21 protein-coding genes are annotated in these 25,982 nt (G+C 65.4%); 11 read left to right on the top strand and 10 right to left on the bottom strand.

The window, feature by feature from the left end; all coding sequences use genetic code 11:
* Nucleotides 1-2: 2 nt before the first annotated feature.
* The 5 genes from C5689_RS02600 to C5689_RS02580 form a co-directional block, all read right to left on the bottom strand.
* Nucleotides 3-1,442, bottom strand: coding sequence for a lipopolysaccharide biosynthesis protein (locus C5689_RS02600; protein ID WP_108915714.1), 1,440 nt, complete (start codon nucleotides 1,440-1,442; stop codon nucleotides 3-5).
* Nucleotides 1,439-2,245 carry a class D beta-lactamase gene (gene blaOXA, locus C5689_RS02595; RefSeq protein ID WP_108915828.1) on the bottom strand — a complete coding sequence of 269 codons (807 nt, stop codon included), beginning with the start codon at nucleotides 2,243-2,245 and terminating at the stop codon, nucleotides 1,439-1,441. Before blaOXA ends, C5689_RS02600 begins: the two co-directional genes overlap by 4 nt.
* Before the next feature lie 145 nt (nucleotides 2,246-2,390).
* Nucleotides 2,391-5,399: an isoleucine--tRNA ligase gene (ileS, locus tag C5689_RS02590; RefSeq protein WP_108915827.1), complete on the bottom strand. Its 3,009-nt coding sequence runs from the start codon at nucleotides 5,397-5,399 to the stop codon at nucleotides 2,391-2,393.
* Nucleotides 5,400-5,625: 226 nt separating this feature from the next.
* Nucleotides 5,626-5,928 carry a hypothetical protein gene (locus tag C5689_RS02585; RefSeq protein ID WP_108915826.1) on the bottom strand — a complete coding sequence of 101 codons (303 nt, stop codon included), beginning with the start codon at nucleotides 5,926-5,928 and terminating at the stop codon, nucleotides 5,626-5,628.
* Nucleotides 5,929-6,112: 184 nt separating this feature from the next.
* Complete coding sequence (locus C5689_RS02580; RefSeq protein ID WP_108915713.1) at nucleotides 6,113-8,356, bottom strand: lytic transglycosylase domain-containing protein; 2,244 nt, start codon at nucleotides 8,354-8,356, stop codon at nucleotides 6,113-6,115.
* 328 nt (nucleotides 8,357-8,684) lie between these two features.
* On the opposite strand from C5689_RS02580, the gene dapA reads away from it, so the two are divergent.
* Nucleotides 8,685-9,578, top strand: a complete 894-nt coding sequence (gene dapA / locus C5689_RS02575; RefSeq protein ID WP_108915712.1) for a 4-hydroxy-tetrahydrodipicolinate synthase — start codon at nucleotides 8,685-8,687, stop codon at nucleotides 9,576-9,578.
* Between the two features lie 26 nt (nucleotides 9,579-9,604).
* Entirely contained in the window at nucleotides 9,605-10,081 is a 477-nt protein-coding gene (gene smpB, locus C5689_RS02570; RefSeq protein ID WP_108915711.1) for an SsrA-binding protein SmpB, read from the top strand.
* Nucleotides 10,082-10,086: 5 nt separating this feature from the next.
* Here the strand turns inward: smpB and C5689_RS02565 are convergent, their stop codons facing one another.
* Both C5689_RS02565 and C5689_RS02560 read right to left on the bottom strand, forming a co-directional pair.
* Nucleotides 10,087-10,701: a uracil-DNA glycosylase gene (locus tag C5689_RS02565; protein WP_244594551.1), complete on the bottom strand. Its 615-nt coding sequence runs from the start codon at nucleotides 10,699-10,701 to the stop codon at nucleotides 10,087-10,089.
* Between the two features lie 64 nt (nucleotides 10,702-10,765).
* Nucleotides 10,766-11,380 (bottom strand): LabA-like NYN domain-containing protein, encoded by a 615-nt coding sequence (locus tag C5689_RS02560; protein WP_108915709.1) that lies wholly within the window; start codon nucleotides 11,378-11,380, stop codon nucleotides 10,766-10,768.
* 407 nt (nucleotides 11,381-11,787) lie between these two features.
* Between C5689_RS02560 and rpoZ the strand changes: the two genes are divergently transcribed.
* The 7 genes from rpoZ (at nucleotide 11,788) to era (ending at nucleotide 18,886) form a co-directional block, all read left to right on the top strand.
* Nucleotides 11,788-12,174 carry a DNA-directed RNA polymerase subunit omega gene (gene rpoZ / locus C5689_RS02555; protein ID WP_108915708.1) on the top strand — a complete coding sequence of 129 codons (387 nt, stop codon included), beginning with the start codon at nucleotides 11,788-11,790 and terminating at the stop codon, nucleotides 12,172-12,174.
* 350 nt (nucleotides 12,175-12,524) lie between these two features.
* Entirely contained in the window at nucleotides 12,525-14,735 is a 2,211-nt protein-coding gene (locus C5689_RS02550; protein WP_108915707.1) for a RelA/SpoT family protein, read from the top strand.
* Nucleotides 14,736-14,741: 6 nt separating this feature from the next.
* On the top strand, nucleotides 14,742-15,494 hold the full coding sequence (locus tag C5689_RS02545) for a pyridoxine 5'-phosphate synthase (protein ID WP_108915706.1): 753 nt from the start codon (nucleotides 14,742-14,744) through the stop codon (nucleotides 15,492-15,494).
* Between the two features lie 267 nt (nucleotides 15,495-15,761).
* Nucleotides 15,762-16,157: a holo-ACP synthase gene (acpS, locus tag C5689_RS02535; RefSeq protein WP_108915705.1), complete on the top strand. Its 396-nt coding sequence runs from the start codon at nucleotides 15,762-15,764 to the stop codon at nucleotides 16,155-16,157.
* 128 nt (nucleotides 16,158-16,285) lie between these two features.
* Nucleotides 16,286-17,077 carry a signal peptidase I gene (lepB, locus tag C5689_RS02530; RefSeq protein WP_108915704.1) on the top strand — a complete coding sequence of 264 codons (792 nt, stop codon included), beginning with the start codon at nucleotides 16,286-16,288 and terminating at the stop codon, nucleotides 17,075-17,077.
* A 26-nt stretch (nucleotides 17,078-17,103) separates the two neighbouring features.
* Nucleotides 17,104-17,805 carry a ribonuclease III gene (rnc, locus tag C5689_RS02525; protein WP_108915824.1) on the top strand — a complete coding sequence of 234 codons (702 nt, stop codon included), beginning with the start codon at nucleotides 17,104-17,106 and terminating at the stop codon, nucleotides 17,803-17,805.
* A 181-nt stretch (nucleotides 17,806-17,986) separates the two neighbouring features.
* Nucleotides 17,987-18,886 carry a GTPase Era gene (gene era, locus C5689_RS02520; RefSeq protein WP_108915703.1) on the top strand — a complete coding sequence of 300 codons (900 nt, stop codon included), beginning with the start codon at nucleotides 17,987-17,989 and terminating at the stop codon, nucleotides 18,884-18,886.
* Nucleotides 18,887-18,910: 24 nt separating this feature from the next.
* On the opposite strand, the gene C5689_RS02515 is transcribed toward era, so the two are convergent.
* Together C5689_RS02515 and C5689_RS02510 are read right to left on the bottom strand one after the other, a co-directional pair.
* Nucleotides 18,911-20,386, bottom strand: coding sequence for a glycine betaine ABC transporter substrate-binding protein (locus C5689_RS02515; protein WP_108915702.1), 1,476 nt, complete (start codon nucleotides 20,384-20,386; stop codon nucleotides 18,911-18,913).
* Nucleotides 20,387-20,400: 14 nt separating this feature from the next.
* Nucleotides 20,401-21,162 (bottom strand): ATP-binding cassette domain-containing protein, encoded by a 762-nt coding sequence (locus C5689_RS02510; RefSeq protein ID WP_108915701.1) that lies wholly within the window; start codon nucleotides 21,160-21,162, stop codon nucleotides 20,401-20,403.
* Nucleotides 21,163-21,368: 206 nt separating this feature from the next.
* Between C5689_RS02510 and dinB the strand changes: the two genes are divergently transcribed.
* Complete coding sequence (gene dinB / locus C5689_RS02505; RefSeq protein WP_108915700.1) at nucleotides 21,369-22,442, top strand: DNA polymerase IV; 1,074 nt, start codon at nucleotides 21,369-21,371, stop codon at nucleotides 22,440-22,442.
* Nucleotides 22,443-22,502: 60 nt separating this feature from the next.
* Here dinB and C5689_RS02500 read toward each other — a convergent pair whose 3' ends face one another.
* The gene (locus C5689_RS02500) at nucleotides 22,503-24,062 is read right to left on the bottom strand and encodes an OpgD/OpgG family glucan biosynthesis protein (protein WP_108915699.1); all 1,560 of its coding nucleotides are present in this window, start codon (nucleotides 24,060-24,062) and stop codon (nucleotides 22,503-22,505) included.
* A gap of 763 nt (nucleotides 24,063-24,825) precedes the next feature.
* Between C5689_RS02500 and C5689_RS02495 the strand changes: the two genes are divergently transcribed.
* On the top strand, nucleotides 24,826-25,968 hold the full coding sequence (locus C5689_RS02495) for a type III PLP-dependent enzyme (protein ID WP_108915823.1): 1,143 nt from the start codon (nucleotides 24,826-24,828) through the stop codon (nucleotides 25,966-25,968).
* Nucleotides 25,969-25,982: the final 14 nt, after the last annotated feature.

Raw genomic sequence — 25,982 nt, 5'->3', positions numbered from 1 at the left:
ATTTATAGCGCGGCCCGAGCTCTGGCCAATATGGGGCCGATGCGGGAGAGCGCGAGGCCGCGCAGCCCGGCTATGTCGAGCGCCAGCACTGCGCCGCAATAGACGAAGCCGCCGACCCCGACCTGCAGGAGCAGAGTGAGAATGCCGGGCTTGAGGCCGGCGAGCGGATGCAGCGCCGCAACCATCCCCCCGGTCGCCGCCAGCGCGCCGAACAGGTCGCGTCCGCGCGGCCATTGCGGCGAGGTGCGCGCCGCGAAGAGAACCAGCGTGACGAGCGCCGCCACATAGGCGCCGCATTGGGCGAGCGCCAGGCTGGAGGCGTCCGCGCCGCGCGGGATGAGAAAGGCGAGGACGAGACCCGAGACCACCGCGACAAAGGCCGCGCCGATGAGCGGCGCCGTCTTCTTCTCGATCTGAAACACCGGATTGACCGCGAATTGAATGAGCCCCATGGCGAAGAGGCCGGGCAGCAGCAAATCGAGATAATGGCCGAACGGCCCGCGAAATTGCGGCGGCACGATCAGCGCCTCGATCGAGGGCATTGTGAGCCAGATGCCGGCGCAGGCGGGCAGCAGAAAGGCCGCGACGATCGTCATATTGCGGGCGATCTGCTCCTTGCCCTTCTCGGCGCCGTGCCGCTCATGGGCGGCGACGGCGATCTGGAACAGCAGCACATCCAGCGCCGAGCCCATGGCGAAAATGGCGCGAATGCCGAGATCATAGGCCAGCGAGAATTGCCCCGTCTCGGCGAAGCCGTAATAGGCGGTGACGAGCGCCCGCGCCGCCAGCGGCACCGATTGATAGAGCATGTTCGCCGCGACGATGGGCGCGCTATAGGCGATGAGCGTGCGCGCCGTCGCCATGCGCGCGCCGCGCGGCGAGGCGCCGGGGTCCTTCAGCGAGGCGCGCGCGGTGAGCACGGCGCCGAAGAGGCTGGCGAGGCTGCCGGCGATCGCCATTCCGGCCGAATGGAAGAGGAACGCGCCGCCGCCAGTGAGGGCGAGCGCGAGAATATTCTTGGCGAGAACGACGCGGCTATAGCTCTTGTCCTCGAAGCGCGCGCGCAGCAGAGCGGTGGAATAATCGAAGAGCCCATTGATCGCCGCCGTCGCCAAGGCCAGAGCGATGAGAATGTCGCCGAGCGCGAAGGGCGGCGCGATGAAGAGGAAGAGGCCGCCGCAGAGGATGAGCGCCGCCGTGGTCGCGAGATAGGCGAAATCCAGCGTGGCACGTATGGCCGGCTCCGCCTCGCGCACGCGCGTCGAATAAAAGCGCGTCGCCGAGAGGCGCATCCAGTCGAAGGCGCCGGTCTGAATGACGACGCCGATCGCGAAGGCGAGCGCGAAACGGCCATATTCCTCCGGCCCGAGGAATTTGGCGACGAGCAGGCCGATGAGGAAGTTTGCGATGGTGTTGGCGAGGAAGGCGGCGAGAACCTTCACTTCGTCGCTCCGAGGGATCGCGTCTCCAAGAATCGCGGCAAAAAGTCGAGCATATCGGCCCGCGCGCGAAAACCAGCCGGCTCTTCGCTCTTCGCCACCTCATCGATGAGCTCGGCAAAGAGGATTTTGCGGCCTCCTTTCTCCGCCCAGCCGACGAACCAGCCGAATTGGCGATCGGCGCTCGGGCCGTGCGGACCCGTGGGTGTTCCGGTTCCAGTCTTGCCGCGCGCGAGCCCGCCGTCGGCGAGCCGAAAGCTCGGAATGATCGCGACCGTCTGGTCGATCGCGCGTCTCGAAAACGGAAGGCGATAGTCGAGCAGCCTGCGTAGAAAAGCGACCTGCTCATCAGGCGAGATCGCCAGAGACGAGCTGAGCCAGGCATGAGTGAGGCCGTTGTTGCGACCAGGATCGCCGGAGACGTCGCGATTGCCATACCCGAGTCTCTCGATGGCCTCACTGAAACCTGCGGCTCCGAGCCGCTCGGCGAGTTCCTGGGAATACCAGACGACGGATTCGCTCAGCCAGCTCGTCGGGTCGATCGTCGTTTTCCAGCTCTCGCGCCAAGCTGCGTATTTTTCTTTGTAAGGCAACGCAGGTGAATGCGCGTCGATGAGAAGGCCGGCCTCATAACCGATGAGCGCGAGCGGTATCTTGAAAGTCGAGGCCGGGCTGTTGCGCCGCTCGCATTCGGCGCCTTCCCGCACGAGCGTAGCGCCGGTCTCCGCCTCGACGATGAGGCGGCAGATCGGGGCGGCGGAAGCGGGCGCCGCGAGACCCGCGAGCAGGAAGAGGCCAACTGACAAATCAGCGATCCTCTCGGCGAGGAAAGCGACAGGAACCCTCACTTCGTCTCTCCCTGGCCGAGTCGATTTGCGCGCCCCTTCTCCCACGAGTGGGAGAAGGGGCGCGCACGTAGATAGAGGCTAGCGGCCAGGGACGAAGAAACCCTTACGCCGGCCATTTGCCCGCCGCCGTCAGCTCCCGCAGCGCCTGCGCGTCGCGGGGCGTGACGCCAGGGAAGTCGGGCTCGGCCGTCGCGGGGTCGAAATATTTCCAGGACCGGGCGCATTTGACGCCCTCCGCCCGCCGCGGAACCACAGCCACGCCCGCGACCTCGGGCAGGCGGAAAGCCTCGGCCGGCCCCTCGCCCGCATCGATCGTTATATCCGACACGATGCAGATTTCCGCGAAGTCCACACCCGTGAGCGCCGCGCGCAGATCGGCGTCGGTCACATGGACGAGCGGCGCCGCCTCCAGCGAGGAGCCGATGCGCTTTTGCGCGCGCTCGATCTCCAGCGCGCCAGTGACGACGGAGCGGATGGCGCGCAGCTTCTCCCATTTCGCGGCGAGCGCTTCGTCGCGCCAGACGGCGGGCAGATCGGGGAAGGTCTCAAGATGCACGGAGACCGCGTCGGCGTAGCGCGACAGCCACGATTCCTCCGCCGTGAAGGCGAGGATGGGCGCGAGCCACAAAGTCACCGCGCGAAACACTTCCTCCACTACGGTCAGCGCCGCCTTGCGCTTCACGCTCGACGGCGGATCGCAATAGAGCGCGTCCTTGCGAATGTCGAAATAGAAGGCCGAGAGATCGCTGGTCAGGAAGGGCGTCAGCAGCGCGACGACCTTCTTGTAATCGAACTCCGCATAGGCCGCAGCGACCTCCTCGCCGAGTTCCGACAGACGATGCAGCACGAGCCGCTCGAGCTCCGGCAGATCGGCATAGGCGACGCGCTCCTCCGCGCGATAATGCGCGAGCGTGCCCAGCATCCAGCGGATGGTGTTGCGCAGCTTGCGGTAATTATCGGTGACGCTCTTGAGGATTTCCGGCCCGATGCGCTGATCATCGCTGTAATCGACGCTCGCCACCCACAGGCGCAATATATCGGCGCCGGCGTCGGCGATGACCTTTTGCGGCGCGACGACATTGCCCTTCGACTTCGACATTTTATGGCCCTGCTCGTCGAGCGTGAAGCCATGCGTCAGCACGATGTCATAGGGCGCGCGGCCGCGCGTGCCGCAGGATTCCAGCAGCGAGGAATGGAACCAGCCGCGATGCTGATCCGAGCCCTCGAGATAGAGCACCTCGTCGGCGCCGCCGTCGCGCTTGCGTTTGATCCCGGCGAGGCCAGGGAAATGCACCGGGTCTTCGAGCGTGAAGGAATGCGTCGAGCCCGAGTCGAACCAGACGTCGAGAACATCGTCGATCTTCTCGTAATCTTCGGGGTCGTAGTCGGGCGAAAGGAAGCGCTTCGCCGCGCCCTCCTCGTACCAGGCGTCGGCGCCCTCCTTCTCGAAGGCGTCCACGATGCGGGCGTTCACGCGCGAGTCCACGAGAATGTCGTGGCCGCCCTTCTTCACGAAGACGGCGATCGGCACGCCCCAGGCGCGCTGGCGCGAGACCACCCAATCCGGCCGATTGGCGATCATGCCGCGAATGCGATTCTCGCCCGCAGCGGGAACCCATTGCGTGCGCGAGATTTCATCGAGCGCAATATCGCGCAGCGTGGGCGCATTGTCGCCGGGCGCGCCCTCGCCCTTCGCGACGGCGCCAGCGTCCTGCGCGAATTTCTTGTCGAGCGCGATGAACCATTGCGGCGTGTTGCGGAAGATGACCGGCTTCTTCGACCGCCATGAATGCGGATATTGATGCTTCAGCCGTCCGCGCGCGACGAGATTTCCCGCCGCGACCAGCGCCTGGATCACCGCCTCATTGGCGTCGCCCTTGTCGCCCTTCTCGGTGAGCACACGCTTGCCGGGAAAGCCCGGCGCTTCATCGGTATAGAAGCTATCGGCATCGACCGTATAGGGAATGCGCGCATCGATGCCGCGCTCGGCGAGCATACGCCCGCTCGCCATCCAAATGTCGAAGTCCTCGCGGCCATGGCCGGGCGCGGTATGAACGAAGCCCGTTCCGGTGTCGTCGGTGACGTGATCGCCGTCGAGCAGCGGCACTTTGAAATCATATCCCAAATGCGCGAGCGGATGCGCCGCGACAAAGCTCGAAAGCTCTTGCGCCGGCACGTCGCGCAAACGCTCGAAAGCGTCCACCTTCGCCGCTTTGAACACATCTTCGGCAAGCTTGTCGGCGAGCACATAAGTCGCGCCGACTTTCGCCCAATTATTCTCGGGCGCCGCGGTCACGCGATAGAGGCCATAGGCGATCTTGTGCGAATAAGAGATCGCGCGATTACCCGGCAGCGTCCAGGGGGTCGTCGTCCAGATGACGACGGCGCCCGGCCCATCCTTCACCGGAAAGGCGACATGCACCGTGTCGCTGACATGGTCCTCATATTCCACCTCCGCTTCCGCGAGCGCGGTCTTCTCGACCACGCTCCACATCACCGGCTTGGACCCGCGATAGAGCAATCCATTCTCGGCGAATTTCATCAACTCGCGGGCGATATGCGCCTCGGCCGGAAAATTCATCGTGGCGTAGGGATTGGCCCAATCGCCCGTCACGCCGAGGCGCTTGAACTCCTCGCGCTGCACCGAGAGCCAATGCCCCGCATAGGCGCGGCACTCCTGGCGGAAGGCGACGATCGCCGCCGGATCGGCGAAGTCGGGCTTCTTCTTGCCCTTGGAGCGGTAGTTCTCCTCCTCGATCTTCCATTCGATCGGCAGGCCATGGCAGTCCCAGCCAGGGACATAATTGCTGTCCTTGCCGGCCATCTGACGGCTGCGGGTGACGAGATCCTTGAGGATCTTGTTCAGCGCATGGCCGATATGGATATTGCCATTGGCGTAGGGCGGGCCGTCATGCAGCACGAATTTCGGCCGTCCCTTGGCCGTCTCGCGCAGCTTGGCGTAGAGACCGATCTTCTCCCAGCGCGCGAGGATTTCCGGCTCGCGCTGCGGCAGGCCGGCGCGCATGGGGAAATCCGTCTGCGGGAGATAGAGGCTCTTGGAGAAATCGGGGCCTTTGTCGTCTTGGGCCTTGTCTTTGGTCTTCTCGTTCATCTTATCGGAAACCGCTGCGCTCGCGGGCTGCGCCCCGAGCCGGGGCGGCGCGCGAAAGGGGAGGGAAAACAAGCGGAAGGGCGCCGCGAATGGCGCGAGAACCCGGTCGCCGCGCGAGCTTGGATCACGCTCGAGCGCGGGCCGGGCCAATAATTCGTATGCTGCGGCGCAGGACCATGGCCCTATCTACCAGCGCCGGCCCGCTCCGCAAAGCCGGAATCTGGTCTCAGTGGCCGCGGCGGAAGGGATTGCCGCCGGCGCCGGTGAGATAGGCGATCGCCCCGACGACCAGCGCAATGGGCAGCAGCACGAGAAAAGCGCTGGCGAAGAAGATGAGCCCCATTGCGAGAATCACCGCGCTGGCGAGCGTCAGCAGAGCGGCGCCCACCGGCCCGACCTTGATGACCTTCACGCCCTCGGTCCCGCCGATCCATATGCGCGTGCGCGAACGGTAGCGGGGACGGCTCTCGCTCTCGGGCGGGAGGATCTCGATCTCGGCGGGCTTGTCGATATCGTGCTTCTGCGACACGGTGCGCTCCACTCGCGTTTTTCCGGCTCAGATCGAACCGGAAAAACGCTCGATTCCTTTATTCTGTCGTGTTTTCTCCACGCGAACCGGTTCCCACTTCGCTCGAAAACACATTATTCGGCGACCTCGATATAGGGGCTGGCCGCGCCCGCGCCAATGAAAGGAGCAGAGAAATCTGCTCCCCTCAATTCGCCGCCTGCTTGCGCCACAGATCGCCCTGCGGCGCGCGTGTGTCGCGGTCGCCGAAGCGGGCGCGATAGACGGTCAGATTCTCGATCACCCGCTGAACGTAATTGCGCGTCTCGCTGATCGGAATGCGCTCCACCCAATCGATGGGATCAACCTCGTTCTTGCGCGGATCGCCATAGGCGTCGATCCACTCCTTCACCCTCTTGCCGCCGGCGTTATAGGCGGCGAAGGCGAGGATGTAGGAGCCCTTGTGCTCGTCGAGCAGCATGCCGAGATGCGCCGCGCCGAGCCGCGCGTTGAAGGCGGGCTCGTCGATCATGCGCTTCAGATCGAAACCGACCCCCGTCTGCTGCGCGGTGTGACGCGCGGTGGAGGCGATCATCTGCATCAGCCCCATGGCGCCGGCGCTGGAGACGGCCTTGGGATCGAAGGCGCTCTCTTGCCGGGCGATGGCGTAGACGATGGCCCGCGAGGCCGAGCCCGGCAGCGCCGCGAAACTGGGGATGCCGAAAGAAGGGAAGGCGGCGTCGTCTATCGCTATGCCGCGATAGGAGGCGAGCTTGCCGAGGGTGAGGGAGATTTTGGCCTCGCGGCGGCGTTGCGCCACATCGGCCAGCGCCGAGAGCTGCGCCTCTCCCACCAATGATTTGGCGGCGTCGGCGGCGAGCTGCGCGGCGATCTCCTTCTCGCCGGCGGCAAAGAGCAGCTCCACTGCGCGCACCGCTTCGTCGCGGGCGTCGCCGCGGGCGGGCTCCGGCGTCGGACGCAAGGGCGAATCATGGCCGCCGAGCCGGGCGTGGGCGAGCTGGCCATAGAATGTCGTCGATTGCAGCGCGGCGGTCTCATAAGAAGCCCGCGCCGCCTCGGCCGCGCCATCGACCTCTTTGGCGCGGGCGAGCCAATAGGCGCCGCGCGATTTTTGAATCGGCGTCTCGGCGATGCGGGCGATCTCCTCGAAATGCCGCTGCGCCTTGGCCGGATCCTTCAAAAAGCGCAAGGCGATCCAGCCGGCGTGAAACTCCGCCTCGACGCGATAGGAGAGCGAACGCGCCGAATGCTGCGCGCAGAGCTCATAGGCTTGCGGGAATTGCCCGAGATCCATGAGCTTGCGCGAGATGAGCCGGCGCTCCACCCACCAGGCGTCGCCATCGACGATGAGGCGCGGATCGCGCGGCGCCGTGCGCAGCAGCGCCGCCGCCTCGGCGAGCTTCTTTTGATGGCGCAGCATGTGAATGCGCGCGAAGAGGATTCCGGGGTCCTTCTGCGCCTCGGCCGGCAGGGCGGAAAAGGTTTTTTCCGAGGCGCTCTCATTGATCGCCAGCGCGCGGGCGCGGGCGAGATCGAGCGCATCCTTGCCGGCATGGGCGGCGATGCGCAGCGCCGGCCCGGTCTTCTCGGCGTAGAGCAGCCGGTCGGCGCGATATTTATGGTCGGCGACGTCGAGATAATCGGCGAATTCCTTGCGCGCCGCCGTTTCCAGCGCCTCGTTGAAATCATCCTCCCGCCACATGGGCTTGATCAGCGCCGCGACCTCCAGCGGCTCGCCGCGGCGGGCCATGACGCGGGCGAGCGCCAGCCGTCCGGCCGGCGTCTTGGGCGGGCGCTCGGCGAAATAATCGAGGATCAGCCGATCTTGATGCTTGTCGCCATAGAGCGCCTCCTCGACGCGCTGGCGCAGCCAGGCCGAAGCCGGCCATTCGGGATGCTCGGCGAGGAATTTCGACAGGCGCGCGAATCCGGCCTCGCGCGGATGCAGCCGCAAGCCCGCCCATTGCGCGACGGCGCGGGCGAGCGGCGACTCGACGCTCGCGAGCGCCTGATCGCCGCCGGAAAAATCATTGGCCTTGTAGGCGGCGAGCGCGCGGCCGAAGGCTTCTTGATCCGGGCCGAGAAGAACCGCGGCCTCCGGCGGCTGCGGCGCGCGGGCGTCGAAATCGAGCCCGCCGTCGGCCGGCGCGTAGGAGAGCAGCTTAGAGGCGCCGTCGCCCTCCGGCGGCCGGCGCAGGACGCTCGCCGCGCGCGCGTCGGCCGGAGCGGCCGCGCCCTCGCCGAGAAAATCATGCATCGCCTCGCGCGCAGAATTGCGCGGCGCCCAAGGCTCCGGCGAGGCGGCGGCCTGGGATGGCGGATCGTCACCGCGGCGGTCGGAGCGCTGCATGGCCGGATAAAAGGCCGCCGCCGCGCCCAGGGCGGCCGCTATAAGAACGAGGCGAGCTGCGCCCCTGTGGCGATTCGTCATCGGCCTCACGCTCCGATCACTCGACCTCCGAACACTCGATCCTGGCCAGCCTGCGGCCATTTCGTTGCGGAACTGTCAACTAAATCGATAAGCCGCGGGATTTTCGAATTTTCCGCTCCGCGTCGACCGACCGCTCGAGCTGATCGCCGATTAACGTGAGGAGGGGCCCGCGGACCCTTTTCACCTAAACGCCCAGACGCTATGACAGTCGCAGACTGCCCGAGCGGAACGGCGCCGCACGGGAAAGCCGAAAAATTTCTCCGTACCAGTCCCAATCAGTAAGCGCGGCGAATACGGCGCCCGCGTGGCGCAGCGAAAGCGACGGCAGATGAACGACAAGCCAGTGTTCCGAGGATCCTACACCGCTCTGGTCACGCCTTTCGCCGATGGCGCGGTCGATCACGCAGCCCTGCGCGCGCTTGTCGACTGGCAGATCGAGAGCGGGACGCATGGTCTGGTTCCGGTGGGTACGACGGGCGAGAGCCCGACTTTGAGCCATGAAGAACATCGCGCCGTCGTCGAAACCGTGATCCGCCAGGCCGCCGGCCGCGTCCCGGTCATCGCCGGCGCGGGCTCCAACAATACGCGCGAGGCGATCGAGCTCGCCCGCCATGCGCAGGAAGCCGGCGCCGATGGCGTGCTGGTCGTCACGCCTTATTACAACAAGCCGAATCAGGAAGGCCTCTACCAGCACTTCGCGGCGGTGGCGAACGCGATCTCCATTCCGATCATCGTCTACAACATCCCGCCGCGCTCCGTGGTCGATATCGGCGTCGCCACAATGGCCCGGCTCGCCGAGCTCGAGAACATCGCCGGCGTCAAGGACGCGACCGGCAATGTCGGCCGCATTCTCCAGCAGCGCGCCGCCTGCGGGCCGGACTTCGTGCAGTTCTCCGGCGACGACATTCTCGCTCTGGCGAGCGTCGCCGTGGGCGCGATCGGCGTCATCTCCGTGGTCTCCAATATCGCGCCGAAGCTCTGCGCCGATCTGCAGAATGCGGCGCTTGCCGGCGATTTCAAAACCGCTCTCGCGCTGCAGGACCGCCTGACCGCCCTGCAGCAGGCGGTCTTCCTCGAGGCCGGCGTGACCGGGGCCAAATACGCCCTCTCTCTGCTCGGCCGCGGGAACGAAGAGGTGCGGCTGCCGCTGGTCCCCTCCTCAGAGCCGACGAAAAAGGCCATTCGCGACGCGATGGTCGTCGCCGGCGTGCTGGACGCCTGAGCGGACAGCCGCGGGAAGCGAAACAAGTGGCCGAGAAGGAAAAGCCCAATTTCAAAGTCGTCGCCGACAATCGGCGCGCGCGCTTCGATTATGAGATCGGTGAGACCTTCGAGGCCGGCCTGTCGCTGATGGGCACAGAGGTGAAGTCTTTGCGCACCGGCAAGGCGACCATCGCCGAGAGCTACGCCCATGTCGATCGCAAGGGCGAGGTCTGGCTCGTCAACGCCACTATTCCCGAATATCTCTCCGGCAATCGCTTCAATCACGAGCCCAAAAGGCTGCGCAAGCTGCTGCTGAAGCAGCGCGAGATCGCCAAGCTGGCGCAGGGCGTCGAGCGCGAGGGCATGACCATCGTGCCGATGAAGCTCTATTTCAACGAGCGCGGCCGCGCCAAGCTGCAGATCGCGCTGGGCCGCGGCAAGAAGCTGCACGACAAGCGCGAGGTCGAGAAGAAGCGCGACTGGGGCCGCGAGAAGAGCCGGCTGCTGCGCGACCGCGGCTGAAGGACTCAGCGCAATTCGTCCAAAACTCCCCGAGCGCGCGCGAAGATCACGCTGAACATCTGCGGCGTCAGCGCGCCCGTATTGGTGTTGAGACGCGAGCAATGATAGCTGTCGATAAGAATAATCGATCGTTTTCGAGTATTCGCTGTGATCTTATGTTCGCGACCATGGGCGAAAGGAAAATCGGCCGGCTTCAGCGCGAAGGCGCGCAGCACGCCCTCATGCGCCACGCGGCCGAGCGCGACAATGAGCCGCACCCGTTTCAGCCGGCGAAATGTCGCGAATAGAAAGGGTCGACAGGCGGACAGCTCGGAAGGAAGCGGCTTGTTGCCGGGCGGAACGCAACGCAGGACATTGGTGATTCGGCAATCGACGAGCGCGACGCCGTCATCCGCGCGGGCGTCATAGACTCCGCTGCAGAAGCCGAATTCCGCGAGCGTCGCATAGAGGAGACGACCGGCGTCGTCGCCGGTGAAAGGGCGGCCGGTGCGATTGGCGCCCATGCGCCCCGGCGCGAGGCCGACCACCAGCATTCGCGCGTCTCGCGGCCCGAATTCGGCGACCGGCGCATTATGCCAATCGGGATGGCGCTCCCGCAGCTCGAGCCTGTACGCGACCAAGCGCGGACAGAGCGGGCAATCAGGGCCCGGCTCGTCCGCGCGTGAATTCGATTTTCGAGGCCGATCAGGCGTCGTGATCGTCGTCGGGGGCGCCGCCCGGCGTCACCGGCTGTGGCCGGCGCTCCTGGAAACGCTGCATACGCTCGGCGCGCTCACCCGGATCGCGGCCGATCTTGCCGACGAGATGGATAAGATCGACGAATTCGTCGGCCTGGCGGCGAAGCTCGTCGGCGATCATCGGCGGCTGCGTGGTGATCGTCGAGATCACCGAAACGCGCACGCCTTTGCGCTGCACCGCCTCGACCAGCGAACGGAAATCGCCGTCGCCGGAGAACAGCACCATATGGTCGATGTGCTCGGCCATCTCCATCGCGTCGACGGCGAGCTCTATGTCCATATTGCCCTTCACCTTGCGGCGGCCGAGCGAATCGACGAATTCCTTGGTCGGCTTGGTGACGACGGCGTAGCCGTTGTAGTCGAGCCAATCGATCAGCGGGCGGATCGACGAATATTCCTGATCCTCGATCAGCGCCGTGTAGTAGAAGGCGCGAATCAGCCGGCCCTTGCCCTGGAACTCCCGCAGCAGCCGCTTGTAGTCGATATCGAATCCGAGCGATTTGGCTGTCGCATAGAGGTTGGCGCCATCAATGAATAAGGCAATTCGTTCCGGGTCTGCCATCGTTGTTGGTCTCGCTTATGGGTCCAGTATCGAGGGGCCGCCGCTTGCCGCGCGCGCTGTCGACCCTACTGGCAGCACGCATCTCTACAGTGACGCGACTCTTAAAGTGACGCAAATCCAGCGCTGTCGCTCCCCCCGCCTCACGCTCCTCGAGCGTGCCGCCGCAACTCGCGCCTTTTGCGTACAGGATCGGTCACATTACAGTCACGCCCTTCGTTATGGTCGTAAATCGACCATGTATCGGCGGCCGTCAAGAGGGGAAGGCAAAAATTCCGCAGAGAAATACTACAGCAATAGACATCGGCGACCATAGGGGGAGGAGACCCGGGGCGACGCCACGCATTGCCAGAGCCGAAAAATTAGTGTAGCAGGCCGACCGATCGAACGCTAGAGGAGTCCGAGAAGTCATGGCGCGCGTCACCGTCGAAGACTGCATCGACAAAATCGAGAACCGCTTCGATCTGGTCCTGCTCGCGGCGCATCGCGCGCGGCTGATCTCCTCGGGCCAGTCGATCCTGGTCGAGCGCGACAAGGACAAAAACCCTGTCGTCGCGCTTCGCGAAATCGCCGAGACCGCGCTTTCGCCGGATGATCTCAAGGAAGATTTCATCCATTCGTTACAACGCCATGTCGAGGTCGACGAGCCCGAGACCGAGACCGTGCCGTCTTTGGCCACGGTGCCGGATTCCGACGGCGGCGGCGATGCGCAGTTCGACCGTATGACGGAGGAGGATCTTCTCCGCGGCCTCGAGGGTCTCGTGCCTCCGGCCGAGGTCGAGGACGAAGGCGAGTAATCGCCCGCCAAAGGGCGTTTTTCCGATCGGCGATCGAACTCGCACATTCCGCGCCGCGAGCCCGGCAATGACGTCGCGGGGGCTCCCGAAAAGGCGCTCGGGAGGGGATGAAACCCTAAGTCTTTGCCGGGGAGATGGGGAGGGTGACGCGCGCCTTTCGGCGTTCATCCGATTGCCCCGCCCTCGCCCGCCGAAAACGCTAGGGACTGGCGACGAGCTGTTCTACAATCGAACTCGAATGCGGCCGTCGGCCGGTTTCGGGCGCTCGCGCCGTCTCCCGTCCGATCTTCCCCCGTGAGCTCCGCGACGCCTCCCGACGATCCGCGCAACCCGATCGCCGGTCGACGCCTATGATGCGCCAATACGAGCTCGTCGAGCGAGTTCGAAAATATAATCCGCAGGTCGACGAGGATCTGCTCAATCGCGCCTATGTCTACGCCATGAAGGCGCATGGCCAGCAGACGCGCGCCTCCGGCGACCCTTATTTCTCGCATCCGCTCGAAGTGGCGGCGATCCTCACCGACCTCAAGCTCGACGACGCCACCATCGTCGCCGCCGTGCTGCACGATACGGTGGAGGACACGAGCTCGACGCTCGACGAGATCAACCGTCTATTCGGCCCGCAGATCGGCAAGCTCGTCGATGGGCTGACCAAGATCGAAAAGCTCGACCTCGTCTCCAAAAAAGCCGCGCAGGGCGAGAATTTCCGCAAGCTCCTGCTCGCCGTCGCCGAGGATGTGCGCGTGCTTCTGGTCAAGCTCGCGGACCGGCTGCACAATATGCGCACGCTGCATTTCGTGCCGCCGGAAAAGCGCGCGCGCATCGCGCAGGAAACGCTGGACATTTATGCGCCGCTCGCCGGCCGCATGGGTATGCAGCGCCTGCGCGAGGAGCTGGAAGGCCTCGCCTTCCGCCATTTGACGCCGGAGGCCTATCAGGCGATCGAATCCCGCCTGCACGATCTGCGCGCCAAAAATGGCCGCATCATCAAAAAGATCGAGAAGGAGCTGACGCAGGAGTTCGCCACGCGCGGAATTCACGCGGCCGTCACCGGGCGGCAGAAGACGCCCTATTCCGTCTGGCGCAAGATGGAGCGCAAGTCGATCGCCTTCGAGCAGCTCTCCGATATTTTCGGCTTTCGCATCATCGTCGACGATGTCGAGGATTGCTATCGCGCGCTCGGCATAGTGCACACCAAATGGCCGAGCGTGCCGGGGCGGTTCAAGGATTATATTTCGACGCCCAAGCAGAACGACTATCGCTCCATTCACACCACTGTGATCGGCCCCGGCCATCAGCGCGTCGAGCTGCAGATCCGCACCGCGACCATGCATGAGATCGCGCGTTTCGGCATCGCCGCCCATGCGCTCTACAAGGATTCCTCCAGCGACGAGGGCAAGGAGGAGCTGGCCAAGGAGAGCCGCGCCTTCAAATGGCTGCAGGACACGCTGGAGCTGCTCGCCCATGGCGACAGTCCGGAGGAGTTTCTCGAGCATACCCGGCTCGAATTGTTTCAGGACCAGGTGTTCTGCTTCACGCCCAAGGGCGGGCTGATCGCGCTGCCGCGCGGCGCGACGCCGATCGATTTCGCCTATGCCGTGCATACGCGCGTCGGCGATTCCGCCGTCGGCGCCAAGATCAACGGACGCATTGCGCCGGTGCTGTCGCAATTGCAGAATGGCGACGAGGTGGAGATCATTCGCGCCGAGAGCCATGTGCCGCCGGCGGCCTGGGAGTCGCTCGTCGTCACCGGCAAGGCGCGCTCCGCCATCCGCCGCGCGACGCGCGAGGCCGTGCGGATGCAATATGCCGGGCTCGGGCGCCAGATCGTCACTCGCGCCTTCGAGCGCGCCGGGCGTCCGGTCTCGGACGAGAAGCTCAAGGCCGCGCTGCCGCGGCTCGCCCGCGCCTCGCTGGAGGACGCTTTCGCCGCCGTCGGCCGCGGCGAGATCTATTCCGGCGATGTGGTGAAATCCGTCTATCCGGATTTCAGCGAGGAGCGCAAACCCGCCCCGCAGATGCGCCTCGAGCCGGGCGAGCCCGGCTGGTTCGGCATGAAGTCCAATGTCAATGTGGTGTTCAAGGCGCCGGGCGCCTCCGATCAGGCCAGCGCCATTCCGATCCGCGGCCTGCGCGGCGACGTTCCGGTGCGCTTCGCGCCCGAGGGCGGCGCCGTGCCGGGCGACCGCATCGTCGGCATACTGACGCCGGGCGAAGGCATCACCATCTATCCCATCCAATCGCCGGCGCTGACCGCCTTCGACGATCAGCCGGACCGCTGGCTCGACGTGCGCTGGGACATCGACCCGGAAAATCGGGAGCTCTTCCCGGCCCGGCTCGTGGTGACGGCGATCAACGAGCCGGGAACGCTGGGCGGGCTGGCGACGCTGATCGGCGAAACGGGAGCCAATATCGACAATGTCGCCTTCGCCATTCATTCTCCAGACTTCCGTGAGATGCGATTCGATCTCGAAGTCGCCGATTTGAAACATTTGAACGACATCATCGCCCGGCTGCGGGCCAGCGCTCTGGTCAGCAAGGTCGAGCGCGTCATCGGGTGAGGAAACATGACTGCTCGCCGCATACGTCTCGGCGTGAATGTCGATCACGTCGCCACCATTCGCAACGCCCGCGGCGGCCTCTCGCCGGACCCTGTGCGCGCCGCTCTGCTGGCGATCGAGGCCGGCGCCGACGGCGTCACCGCGCATTTGCGCGAGGATCGCCGCCATATTCGCGACGCCGACATGGCGCGGCTGAAGGCGGAAATCTCCAAGCCGCTCAATTTCGAAATGGCCGCGACCGAGCAGATGCTCGACATTGCGCTCCAGACCAAGCCGCACGCCGTCTGCCTGGTGCCAGAGCGCCGCACCGAGCGCACCACCGAGGGCGGGCTCGACGTCATCGGCGGCCATGACCATCTCGTCCCCTTCGTCGACGAGCTGAATCGCGCCGGCATTCGCGTCTCGCTCTTCATCGAGCCGAGCGCGGAGGCGATCGACGCCGCGGCTTCGATCAAGGCGCCGGTCGTCGAGCTGCATACGGGCGCCTGGTGCCATGCGGTAGAGGTGGGGGAGCTCGAGGCAGCCGAGCGCGAGTTCGCCCGCATCGTGGCGGCCGCGGCCCATACGACGGTGCGCGGGCTCGAGTGCCACGCCGGCCATGGGCTGGACTATGCGACGGCGCGGCGCATCGCGGCGCTGCCGCAGATCGTCGAGCTGAACATCGGCCATTTCCTCGTCGGCGAGGCGGTCTTCGTCAGCCTCGCCGAATCGATCCGCGCCATGCGCCGGGCGATCGACGAAGGCGCGGGCGTAATTTGAACCGGGGATTATAGGCAGTCATTTTTGGAGGAAAGCATGGCCACATACCAAGCAATTGCCGAGCGCGTGAAGGAGACTTACGGACGAGTTCCAAAGACCTGTTATATCGCTGATGTAAAAGCGTCACTCGGACTTACGCGAGGGCAGGCTCCCAACCGTTTTGATCGAGCCGCTCGGGTCCATCCGTGTCCCTCGGCGTTTCGGCCGCACATCGAAGCAGCGCTCAGACACTTCAAAATGATCCGAGCGAGTTCAAAGTAGGCATTCATGATCATCGGCTTCGGCAGCGATCTCTGCGACATTCGCCGCATAGAGCAGGCGCTCGAGCGCTATGGCGAGCGCTTCATCCGCCGCTGCTTCACCGATGTCGAACGCGAGAAATCGGAAGGACGCGCCGCCCGCGCGGCCTCCTACGCCAAGCGCTTCGCCGCCAAGGAGGCCTGCGCCAAGGCGCTCGGCACCGGCATAAGCGACGGAATTACCTGGAAAACCATGGGGGTCGTCAATCTGCCCTCCGGCAAGCCGACGGTCGAGCTGACCGGCGCCGCCGCCGAGCGTCTGGCCGAGATCGCGCCGCAGGGCGCGCGGATCGCCATTCACCTCACATTGACCGACGAATATCCGCTCGCGCAGGCCCAGGTTCTCATAGAGGCGCTGACGTGATAGACGAGCGATGCGAGCGAGCCTGAAGGCTCGCGGTCCATCGCGCCCCGGACCGCGAGCCTTCAGGCTCGCTCACGAATCGAAACGGACGACCGAAAGCGGCTTCGGCCAAAAGGGAGTGACGCAGTTTGAGCAGGAACGTCTCGGTCGCCGAACGGCGCGACGAAGGTGGATTGCTCGAGACGATCAAGGTGATCGTCCAGGCGCTGGTCATAGCGCTCGTCATTCGCACGCTGCTGTTTCAGCCCTTCAACATTCCCTCGGGCTCGATGATCCCGACGCTGCTGATCGGCGATTATGTCTTCGTCTCGAAATACGCCTATGGCTATTCGAACTACTCGCTGCCCTCCGTGCCTTATCTCGATTGGCGGCTCGATCTCTTCTCCGGCCGCGTGCTCGGCTCGCAGCCCAAGCGCGGCGACGTCGTCGTGTTCAAGCTGCCGCGCGACAATGAGACCGATTACATCAAGCGCGTGATCGGTCTGCCCGGCGACCGCGTCCAGATGATCGACGGCCGCCTCTATCTCAATGGCGAGATCGTGCCGCGCGAGGCCAAGCCCCGGGAAAAGCACGAGAGCCGCGACGGCCGCGAGACCGAGGTCCCGACCTATATCGAGACCTTGCCCGGCGGCGTCGCCCATACGATCATCGAGATCGACGGCGATCACGGCTATAAGGACAACACCGAACTCTTCGTGGTGCCGCCGAACAATTATTTCATGATGGGCGACAATCGCGACAATTCCACCGATTCGCGCTTCGCGCCGGCAGAAGGCGGCGTCGGCTATGTGCCCTTCGAAAATCTGGTGGGCCGCGCCGAGATCATCTTCTTCTCGGTGCAGAAGGACGAATATGCTCTGGCCTTCTGGCGCTGGCCATGGACGGTCAGATGGGATCGCCTGTTCAAGCCGGCGCATTGACGCCGCTCGGCAAAAAGCAGACGCAAATGGGTGCTCGCAGTCGAGAGGACCTCGCCGTTCTCGAGGCGAATGTCGGCCATGGCTTCGCCAATCGCGGCCTGCTGGAACATGCGCTGACCCATGTCAGCGCCTCCGCCGCGCGACCGGAATCTTACGAGCGGCTGGAATTTCTCGGCGATCGCGTGCTCGGCGTCGTCGTCGCCCATATGCTCTATGAGCATTTCCCGCAGGAGAGCGAGGGCGAATTGTCGCGGCGGCTCGCCGATCTCGTGCGCAAGGAATCCTGCGCCGAAGTCGCCGAGCGCTGGGGCGTCGGCCCCTTCATGCGGCTCGGCGACGGCGAGGCGCAAACGGGCGGGCGGAAGAAACGCGCCATATTGGGCGATATGTGCGAGGCGATCATCGGCGCGGTCTATCTCGACGGCGGCCCGCAGGCGGCGGAGGCCGTGGTGCGCGCCGCTTTCGCCGAACGTATGCGCGCGCCGGGGCGCCGGCTGCGCGACGCCAAGACCGCGCTGCAGGAATGGGCGCAGGCCCGACGTCTCGCCACGCCGCGCTATCTGCTGGCCGCGCGCAGCGGGCCGGATCACGCGCCCTTCTTCGAGGTGGCGGTGGAGGTGGAGGGTTTCGAGGCCGCGCGCGGCGCCGGCGCCTCCAAGCGCGCCGCGGAGCAATCCGCCGCCCAAGCCTTTCTCGACCGCGAGGGGATCGAGCGGGAGGACGCGTGAGAAACAGCTCCGCGACCACGAAAACACAATCCCCTCATCCCGAGGTGCTTTTTGCGGAACGCAAAAAGCCTCGAAGGATGCTCCAGCGCGCGGCGTCGCGACCCTTCGAGACGCCGGCTCCTCGAGGTGAGGGCGCTGACTTGAACCAGGGCTTCACGCCAACATCGAAAGGCGCATTCTCGTGACCGAAACAAGCTGTGGCTTCGTCGCCTTGGTCGGCGCGCCCAACGCCGGCAAATCGACGCTGCTCAATCAGCTCGTCGGCGCGAAAGTCTCCATCGTCTCCCGCAAGGCGCAGACGACGCGCGCCCTCGTGCGCGGCATTGCGCTGGAGGGCGAGGCGCAGATCATCCTCGTGGACACGCCCGGCATATTCGCGCCCAAGCGTCGGCTGGACCGCGCCATGGTGGCGAGCGCCATCTCCGGCGCCGGCGACGCCGACGCCATCGTGCTGCTGGTCGACGCGCGCCGCGGCCTCGTGCCCGAGGTGGAGGAGATCGTCGCCAAGCTCGCCGCGCTCTCCGCGCCCAAGATTCTCGCGCTCAACAAGATCGATCTCGTGCCGCGCGACTCTCTGCTGGCGCTCACGGCGGCGCTCACGCAAAAGGCGAATTTCATCGAGACCTATATGATCTCGGCGCTGAACGGCGACGGCGTCGCCGATCTCAAAGCCGAGCTCGCCGCGCTGATGAAGCCCTCGCCCTGGCTCTATCCCGAAGACCAGCTCTCCGACGCGCCTTTGCGGCTGCTCGCCGCCGAGATCACGCGCGAAAAAATCTTCGAGCGTCTGCACGACGAATTGCCCTATCAATCGACGGTCGAGACCGATTCCTGGCAAAATCAGAAGGACGGCTCGGCGCGCATAGAGCAGACGATCTATGTCACACGCGACGGGCAGAAGAAGATCGTCATCGGCGAAGGCGGCCGCACCATAAAGGCGATCGGCCAAGCCGCGCGCCGCGAGATCGCGGAGGCCGCCGAGCAGAAGGTGCATCTCTTCTTGTTCGTGAAGGTGCGCGAGAACTGGGCCGACGACCCCGAGCGCTATCGCGAGATGCGGCTGGATTTCCCGAAGGAGTGACGCGGCCGACATTGCGCGAAAAGGTCATCCGCTCGCCTTCAGCCGCAAGCCTCTCGGCACGATCCACGACTCGGCGAGATCGAACAGCCCTTGCACGGCGAGCGCCATCAGCGCGGCCGGAATCGCGCCCTCGAGGATCAGCGCGAAATTGTCCAGCCGCACGCCGGTGAAGATCGCCTGGCCATAGCCGCCGGCGCCGATGAGCGCGCCCAAAGTCGCCGTGCCGACATTGATGACCGCCGCCGTCTTCAGCCCCGCGAGTATCGCCGGCGAAGCCATCGGCAATTCGACGAGAAGCAAGCGCCGCCAGGGCGAAAGGCCGATGGCGATCGCCGAATTTTCGATCGCGCGCGGAATCGTCGTGAGGCCGGTCGCGACATTCCGCACGATCGGCAGCAGGCTATAGAGGAAGAGCGCGACGATGGCAGGCGGCGCGCCGATGCCGAGCAGCGGAATCATGAAGACGAGCAGAGCTAACGAGGGAATCGTCTGCAGCACGCTGGCGAGGCCGAGAATCGCATGGCCGAGGCGCGGGCGCTTCGCCGCCGCGACGCCGAGCGGCACAGCGACGAGGATCGCCGCCGCGAGCGAGACGCCGACGAGAAAGAGATGCTCGCGCGTGCGTCGCCACAGGCGCTCGACGAGGCTCTGCGAAGGCGCCGGCGCCTCGACGCCGAATTGCGCAGCGACGAAATTCGCCGCCGCCTCGCGTTCTGTGCGAAGTCCCGTCCTCACCGCGACATTCATCGCGATCATCGCCGGCGCGTCGATGCGGCCCTCGAGCCGCAGCATGGACATGACCGCCCGCGGCGCGCGCTGCTCGAGATCGGCGCGATAGAGCAGGACGGCGCGATTTTCCGCGAAGAGCTTGCGGTCGTCGATGAGCACGAGAATGCGCCGATCGGCGATCTGCGGATCGGTGGCGTAGAGATCGACGACATCGATCGCGCCCTCGATGAGACCCTTATAGGCGATGTCGTGATCGAGCCCGCGCACATCCTCCGCGGCGAGCCCATAGGCGGCGCGCAGCGCCGGCCAGCCATCGGCGCGGGCGAGCAATTCCTCGCTCAAGCCGAAGACGAGCGAAGGATGCCGCGCGAGATCGGAGATATCGCGAACGCCCAGCGCCTCGGCCTTGTCGCGCCGCATTCCCAGCGCATAGCCATTGCCGAAGCCGAGCGGCAGGCTCATGCGCAGGCCGAGCTCGCCGAGCGCGTCGGCGAGCTGGCGATCATTGGCGAGCCGCAGCTCGGCGAGAATCTCCTGCCGCAGCGTGCCCGTATATTCGGGATAGGCGTCGATCTCGCCGGAGAGCAGCGCATTCCAGACGAGCCGCGTGCCGCCGAGCGCCGGACGGCGAATGACGCGCGCGCCCGAGGCGGCGGCGAGATCGGCGACAATGTTCGAGAGAATGACGGATTCGGTGAAGGTCTTCGAGCCGATGCGCACAGCGTCTCCCTCGCGCGCGCAGGCGCCGAGCAGAAGAAGCGCGAGCAGCATTGCGAGAGCGCGCCTCATCGCGCGCCCCCGGGCGGAAGCGGCAGATCGGACAGCCGCCGCACGCCGGCGCGCACGAAGCGCGTCACGAATTCCTCCGCCGGCCGCTCGACGAAATCGGCGAAGCGTCCTTGCTGGACGATGCGGCCGCGATTCATCAGCACGATTCTCTCGGCGAAGAAGCCGGCCTCGGCGAGATCATGCGTGACGATGACGACGGTCTTGCGCAGCCGCGCGAAAATCGCGGCGAGATCGTCCTGAAGATCGGCGCGGATCAGCGGATCGAGCGCGCCGAGAGGCTCGTCCATCAGCAAAATCTCGGGATCGAGCATCAGTGCGCGCATCAGCGCCACGCGCTGCCGCTGGCCGCCGGAGAGCTCGGCCGGAAAGCGCTCCAGCGCCTCGGCCGGAAAGCGCGTGAGCTGCAGCAGCTCCTCGAGCCGCGCCGCGCGACGCTCCGCCGGCCAGCCCGTCTCGCGCGCCATCAGCTCAATGTTACGGCGCGCGGTGAGATGCGGGAAAAGGCCGCCCTCCTGAATCACATAGCCCATGAGGCGCCGGAGCTTCTCCGCCGAGAGCGGCGTCAGCAGATGGCGCGCCACCTCGATCTCGCCGTCATCGGGCGTCGTGAGCCCGACGATCATGGAAAGAAGCGTGGATTTGCCGGAGCCGGAGGGGCCGATCAGCGCCGTGGCGCGCGCGGGCTCTATCGTCAGCGTGACGTCGTCGACGACGCGCGCGCCGCCGAAACATTTACTGACATGCTCCAATCGGATCATGACTGCGCCGCGACGTCGGGGCTGACGTCCTTCATCTGTCGCGCGCGGCCGGGGTTCCAAGGGGCGGCGGCGCGACGCTCGAGCTCGCCTTTCGAAAGAGCGGCCGCGTCGCCAGCGACGCCCTCGGGTTGAATCCCGCGCGCCGACGTGAGATTTTTCGCGCTCCCGCAGCGGCTCGCTCGGCGTTTCGCTCACAAAGCGTCCATATGGCGTCACAACGCAAGATCATTCATGTCGACATGGACGCTTTCTATGCGTCGGTCGAACAGCGCGATAATCCGCAATTGCGCGGAAGACCCGTCGCCGTCGGCTCGCCGCGCGCGCGCGGCGTCGTGGCGGCGGCGAGCTATGAGGCGCGCGCTTTCGGCGTGCGCTCGGCCATGCCCTCGGTCACTGCGATGAGGCGCTGTCCCGATCTCGTTTTCGCGCCGCCGCGCTTCGACGTCTATCGCGAGGTCTCGCGCCGCATTCGCGCGATCTTTCTCGACTATACGCCCTTGGTCGAGCCGCTCTCGCTGGACGAGGCCTATCTCGACGTCACCGACAATCGCAAGCGCATCGCCTCCGCAACTCGTATCGCAGAAGAGATCAGAGCGCGCATTCGCGAGGAGACGCGGCTCACCGCCTCGGCCGGCGTCTCCTACAACAAATTTCTCGCCAAGCTCGCTTCCGACCAGAACAAGCCGAATGGTCTCTTCGTCATCCCGCCGGACAAGGGCGCCGATTTCGTCGCCGCCCTGCCGATCGGCAAGTTCCACGGCGTCGGGCCGGCGACGACGAAGAAAATGAATGCGCTCGGCATAGAGACGGGCCTCGATCTGCGCGCCAAGACGCTGCCTTTCCTGCAAATGCATTTCGGCAAAGCGGGCGGCTATTATTACGGCATCGCGCGCGGCGTCGACGATCGCGAGGTGCGACCGGACCGCATTCGAAAATCGATCGGCGCCGAAGTGACCTTCGCGCAGGACCTCTTCGCTTTGGACGAGGCCGTCGCCGCTCTCGCGCCCATCGTCACGCGCGTCGCCGCCCATTGCGAGGGCGCGCGAATCACGGGACGCACGGTTACGGTCAAAGTCAAATATGCGGATTTTCAGCAGATCACGCGGCGCAGCACCAGCGTGGCGCCGATCGCCTCGCGCGCCGCGCTGGAGGCGGCGGCGCGGGCGCTGCTGCATCCGCTGTTTCCCTCGCCGAAGGGCGTGCGCCTGCTCGGCGTCACGCTCTCGTCGCTGGCGCCGGCGGGCGAAGCCGTCGATTCGCAGCTGAGCTTGGGGGTGTGACCCGAATAGCGAGCAGGCGGCGAGCCGCCTGCTCGCTATTCGCCGGCCTCCATCGGCTCCTCACGGCGTCCACGGATACGTCCACGTCTCCGTCAACGTGAGCGGACCGGCCTTGAGGAAGACGCGGACATCCGCCGTCTGTCCCGATTTCGCCGCCACGTCGAACATCACGCGTATCCCGTCTATATGCGGATTGGCGGCGACGCTCGAGCGAATGACGGAGCCGTTCGCGGCCGAGGCGACCACCTCCACCTGCGAGGGATCATTGACGTAATACGCGAGATCGCCGCCGGCGAAATCGACGAGGAAGCGATGCGCGCCGGGCGCCGTCGACTCGCCCGAGCCGAGCGCTCGCGCCGGCGTGTCGAAAGTATTCACCGCGCGGCCATTGGGCGACAGACGCGGCTGATCGAGCAGCGAGGTGATGCGATAGGCGTAGGAGAAGGGCTTGCCGATCTCGAGCGGCTGCGCGCCGACGAAGGCGGCGACGATATTGTCGTTGGTCTCGTCGAGCGTCGGAAGCTCCAGCAGCTCGACGGCGCCCTCGCCCCAGGCGCCTTGCGGCTCGATGAAATAGCTCGGCCGGCGCTCATAGGCGAGGTCGATGTCCTGATAGGCCTCGAAATTGCGGTCGCGCTGCATCAGCCCGAAGCCGCGAATATTTGGATCGGAGAAAGTGGTCAGCCGCGCGATCGGCGCATTGGCGAGCGGGCGCCAGAGCCATTCCTTCGAGTCGCCATGGACGAGCAGCCCGTCCGAATCATGCAGCTCGGTGCGGAAGCCGTCGCGCATACGGCGGTCGTTCTCGCCGGTGAGATACATTGAAGTGAGCGGCGCGAGGCCGAACTTCCCCTTGCGGCGCGGGAAGATCGTCGCCTGCACGTCGATCGTGCTGTCCTGGCCCGTCGCGAGATCGAAGCGATAGGCGCCGGTCGCCGCCTCGCCGTCGAGCAGCGCGTAAATGGTGATGCGATTGCTTCCCGGCTGCGGGGTCTCGATCCAGAATTCGCGGAAGAAGGGGAAGACCTCCGTATTGTCGCCGCAGTCGACGCAGAGCCCGCGCGCCGAAAGCCCGTAGCGCTGGCCGCGACCGAGAAAGCGAAAATAGCTCGCGCCGAGGAAGGAGATCACCTCGTCGTGAACATGCGGATCATTGAGCGGAAAATGCAGGCGGAAGCCGGCGAAGCCGATGTTGATCGGCAGAGTCTTCTCGAATTTGTTGCGGCCGTAGTCGAACAGCGACGCCGAATAAGGGATAGGCGTCGGAATGCCGTCCCTGATCGTGTTCACCGTCACCGGGCGCTTGTAGAGAAAGCCGAGATGGAAGGTGTGCAGCCGGAAAGAGCCGGGAATATTGGAGAACAGCGCTTTTTCCGGACGGAAGCGCAGATCGCGGAAGGAGTCGAAGTCGAGCTTCGCCAATTCGTCGGGCAGCTGCGGCGGCGCCGCCTCGAAGGGCGCGCCCGCGAGTTCGCGGGCGCGGCGCGTCACATCCTCGAGACCAAAACGCGGCTGTTGCCCATTGGGGACGGATTGTGCGACCGCGCGCCCCAGCGGCGCGGCCTGAGCGCCCGCCGCGACCATCGCGCCGAGAAGCCGGCGGCGTGTGATATCGATCATTTCAGTCGGTTTCCGGAAAAAAGCGACGAGCGGGAGCCCGTCTTCGCATCATGAACGAATCGGGCGTTCTTCGAGACGCCGCCCCGTCCTCACGAGCGCGGCCCGCCGCTCGGCCCCGTCCGAGCTTCTGCCTATCCGGCTTTGCGCCGGGCCGCAAGACGCTCCGACTAATCCCGGTCAGAGGCGTAAAATTGGCCGAAGGCGGACAAATTTCGTCTCGGCGCGAAAAAGCTCTTGCAGAGCCGGTGAAAGCGCGTATTTACGTCTTTGCCCAATTTCGCACGTGCCTGTGGTCGTGTGTCGGTCGGCGGGGATCCGGACAAGAGGCCGGTCAACCGTCGGAATAAAACCGGCAGCCGGAGGCGAAACCGGCGAACCTCGCCTGAGCGAGGGATCGCGACTTAAAGCAACGACGGACCGGGCTTTTTCGTCTCTGTCGACCCTCCAAAGGTCGGCGTACCGAAGAGGCTTGTCTTTCTTGCCGGGCGTGCGGAAAGGGAAAAATCCCCTTCCAAGCGATGGCTATTCGTACCGGATTCGATGTCCGTCCGGGCATTCGCGTCCGTGCTTCGTCTAGCCGACGGCGCATCACCCGACCGTCCTGCGCCTCGCCGCGAGCGAGGCCGTGACGGTCATGGAACGCAGTCGTCTCGATGTTCAGCGCGCCTCCACAGCGTGCTGCGCAAACGGCGGCGTGCATCCGATCGAAGCCCTTGGCCACTCCGCGGCTCTTTATGCCGCGACTTCGTTGGGGATGCCGCAAATGACGGATCGTATTCGCGAATTTTTGGAGGCCCGTCGTCGCGCCGGACGCGATGTCGGCCCCTGCCTCGTCGTCGACCTCGAGGTCGTGCGCGACAATTACACGAGCTTCGCCAAGGCGCTGCCGGACACGCGCGTATTCTACGCGGTGAAGGCCAATCCGGCGCCGGAGGTGCTCTCCCTTCTCGCCTCGCTCGGCTCCTGCTTCGACACGGCTTCGGTCGTCGAGATCGAGCAGGCCATGGCCGCTGGCGCGACGCCGGATCGCATCAGCTTCGGCAACACGATCAAGAAGGAGCGTGACATCGCCCGCGCCTATGCGCTGGGCGTGCGCCTCTTCGCGGTCGATTGCGAGGCGGAGGTCGAGAAGATCGCCCGCGCCGCCCCGGGCTCCAAGGTTTTCTGCCGCATTCTCTGCGACGGAACCGGCGCCGAATGGCCGCTGTCGCGCAAATTCGGCTGCACGCCGGATATGGCGCCGCGCGTCCTCGAGCACGCTCATCGCCTCGGACTTTCGGCCTATGGCGTCTCCTTCCATGTCGGCTCGCAGCAGGGCAATCCGAACATGTGGGATGGCGCGCTGAAGTCGGCCTCGTCGATCTTCCGCGATCTCGCCGAGCGGGGCATTCAGCTGCAGATGGTCAATCTCGGCGGCGGATTTCCGACCCGCTATCTCAAGAATGTGCCGGCCGTTAAGGCCTATGGCCAGGCGATCTTCCGGGCGCTGTCGAAGCATTTCGGCAATCGCATTCCCGAGACGATCATCGAGCCCGGCCGCGGCATGGTCGGCAACGCCGGCGTGATCGAGGCCGAAGTCGTGCTGGTGTCGAAGAAGTCGCAGGAGGACGAGGTTCGCTGGGTCTATCTCGACATCGGCAAGTTCAATGGCCTCGCCGAGACGACCGACGAGATGATCCGCTATCCGATCCGCACCGCAGCGGACGGTTCAGCGACCGCGCCTTGCGTCATCGCCGGCCCGAGCTGCGATTCGGTCGACGTGCTGTATGAGAAGGAGCCCTACCTCCTGCCCATCAGCCTGGAGATCGGCTCGAAAGTGCTGATCGAGGGAACCGGCGCCTATACGACGACCTATTCGTCGGTCGGCTTCAACGGCTTCCCGCCGCTCGAATCCTTCGTCATCTGACGCCTCCGGACCGC

Source organism: Methylosinus sporium, assembly GCF_003113265.1.
Classification (GTDB): Bacteria; Pseudomonadota; Alphaproteobacteria; order Rhizobiales; family Beijerinckiaceae; genus Methylosinus; species Methylosinus sporium.
This window is presented reverse-complemented; position numbering and strand designations above follow the sequence as displayed.

Coding starts and splice junctions, on each gene's coding strand:
- C5689_RS02560 (WP_108915709.1), bottom strand. CDS start 11,380: ATGGCAGACCCGGAACGAATTGCCTTATTCATTGATGGCGCCAACCTC.
- dapA (WP_108915712.1), top strand. CDS start 8,685: ATGAACGACAAGCCAGTGTTCCGAGGATCCTACACCGCTCTGGTCACG.
- C5689_RS02500 (WP_108915699.1), bottom strand. CDS start 24,062: ATGATCGATATCACACGCCGCCGGCTTCTCGGCGCGATGGTCGCGGCG.
- ileS (WP_108915827.1), bottom strand. CDS start 5,399: ATGAACGAGAAGACCAAAGACAAGGCCCAAGACGACAAAGGCCCCGAT.
- C5689_RS02495 (WP_108915823.1), top strand. CDS start 24,826: ATGACGGATCGTATTCGCGAATTTTTGGAGGCCCGTCGTCGCGCCGGA.
- rpoZ (WP_108915708.1), top strand. CDS start 11,788: ATGGCGCGCGTCACCGTCGAAGACTGCATCGACAAAATCGAGAACCGC.
- C5689_RS02545 (WP_108915706.1), top strand. CDS start 14,742: ATGACTGCTCGCCGCATACGTCTCGGCGTGAATGTCGATCACGTCGCC.
- acpS (WP_108915705.1), top strand. CDS start 15,762: ATGATCATCGGCTTCGGCAGCGATCTCTGCGACATTCGCCGCATAGAG.
- C5689_RS02515 (WP_108915702.1), bottom strand. CDS start 20,386: ATGCTGCTCGCGCTTCTTCTGCTCGGCGCCTGCGCGCGCGAGGGAGAC.
- C5689_RS02580 (WP_108915713.1), bottom strand. CDS start 8,356: ATGACGAATCGCCACAGGGGCGCAGCTCGCCTCGTTCTTATAGCGGCC.
- C5689_RS02550 (WP_108915707.1), top strand. CDS start 12,525: ATGATGCGCCAATACGAGCTCGTCGAGCGAGTTCGAAAATATAATCCG.
- C5689_RS02510 (WP_108915701.1), bottom strand. CDS start 21,162: ATGATCCGATTGGAGCATGTCAGTAAATGTTTCGGCGGCGCGCGCGTC.
- dinB (WP_108915700.1), top strand. CDS start 21,369: ATGGCGTCACAACGCAAGATCATTCATGTCGACATGGACGCTTTCTAT.
- rnc (WP_108915824.1), top strand. CDS start 17,104: ATGGGTGCTCGCAGTCGAGAGGACCTCGCCGTTCTCGAGGCGAATGTC.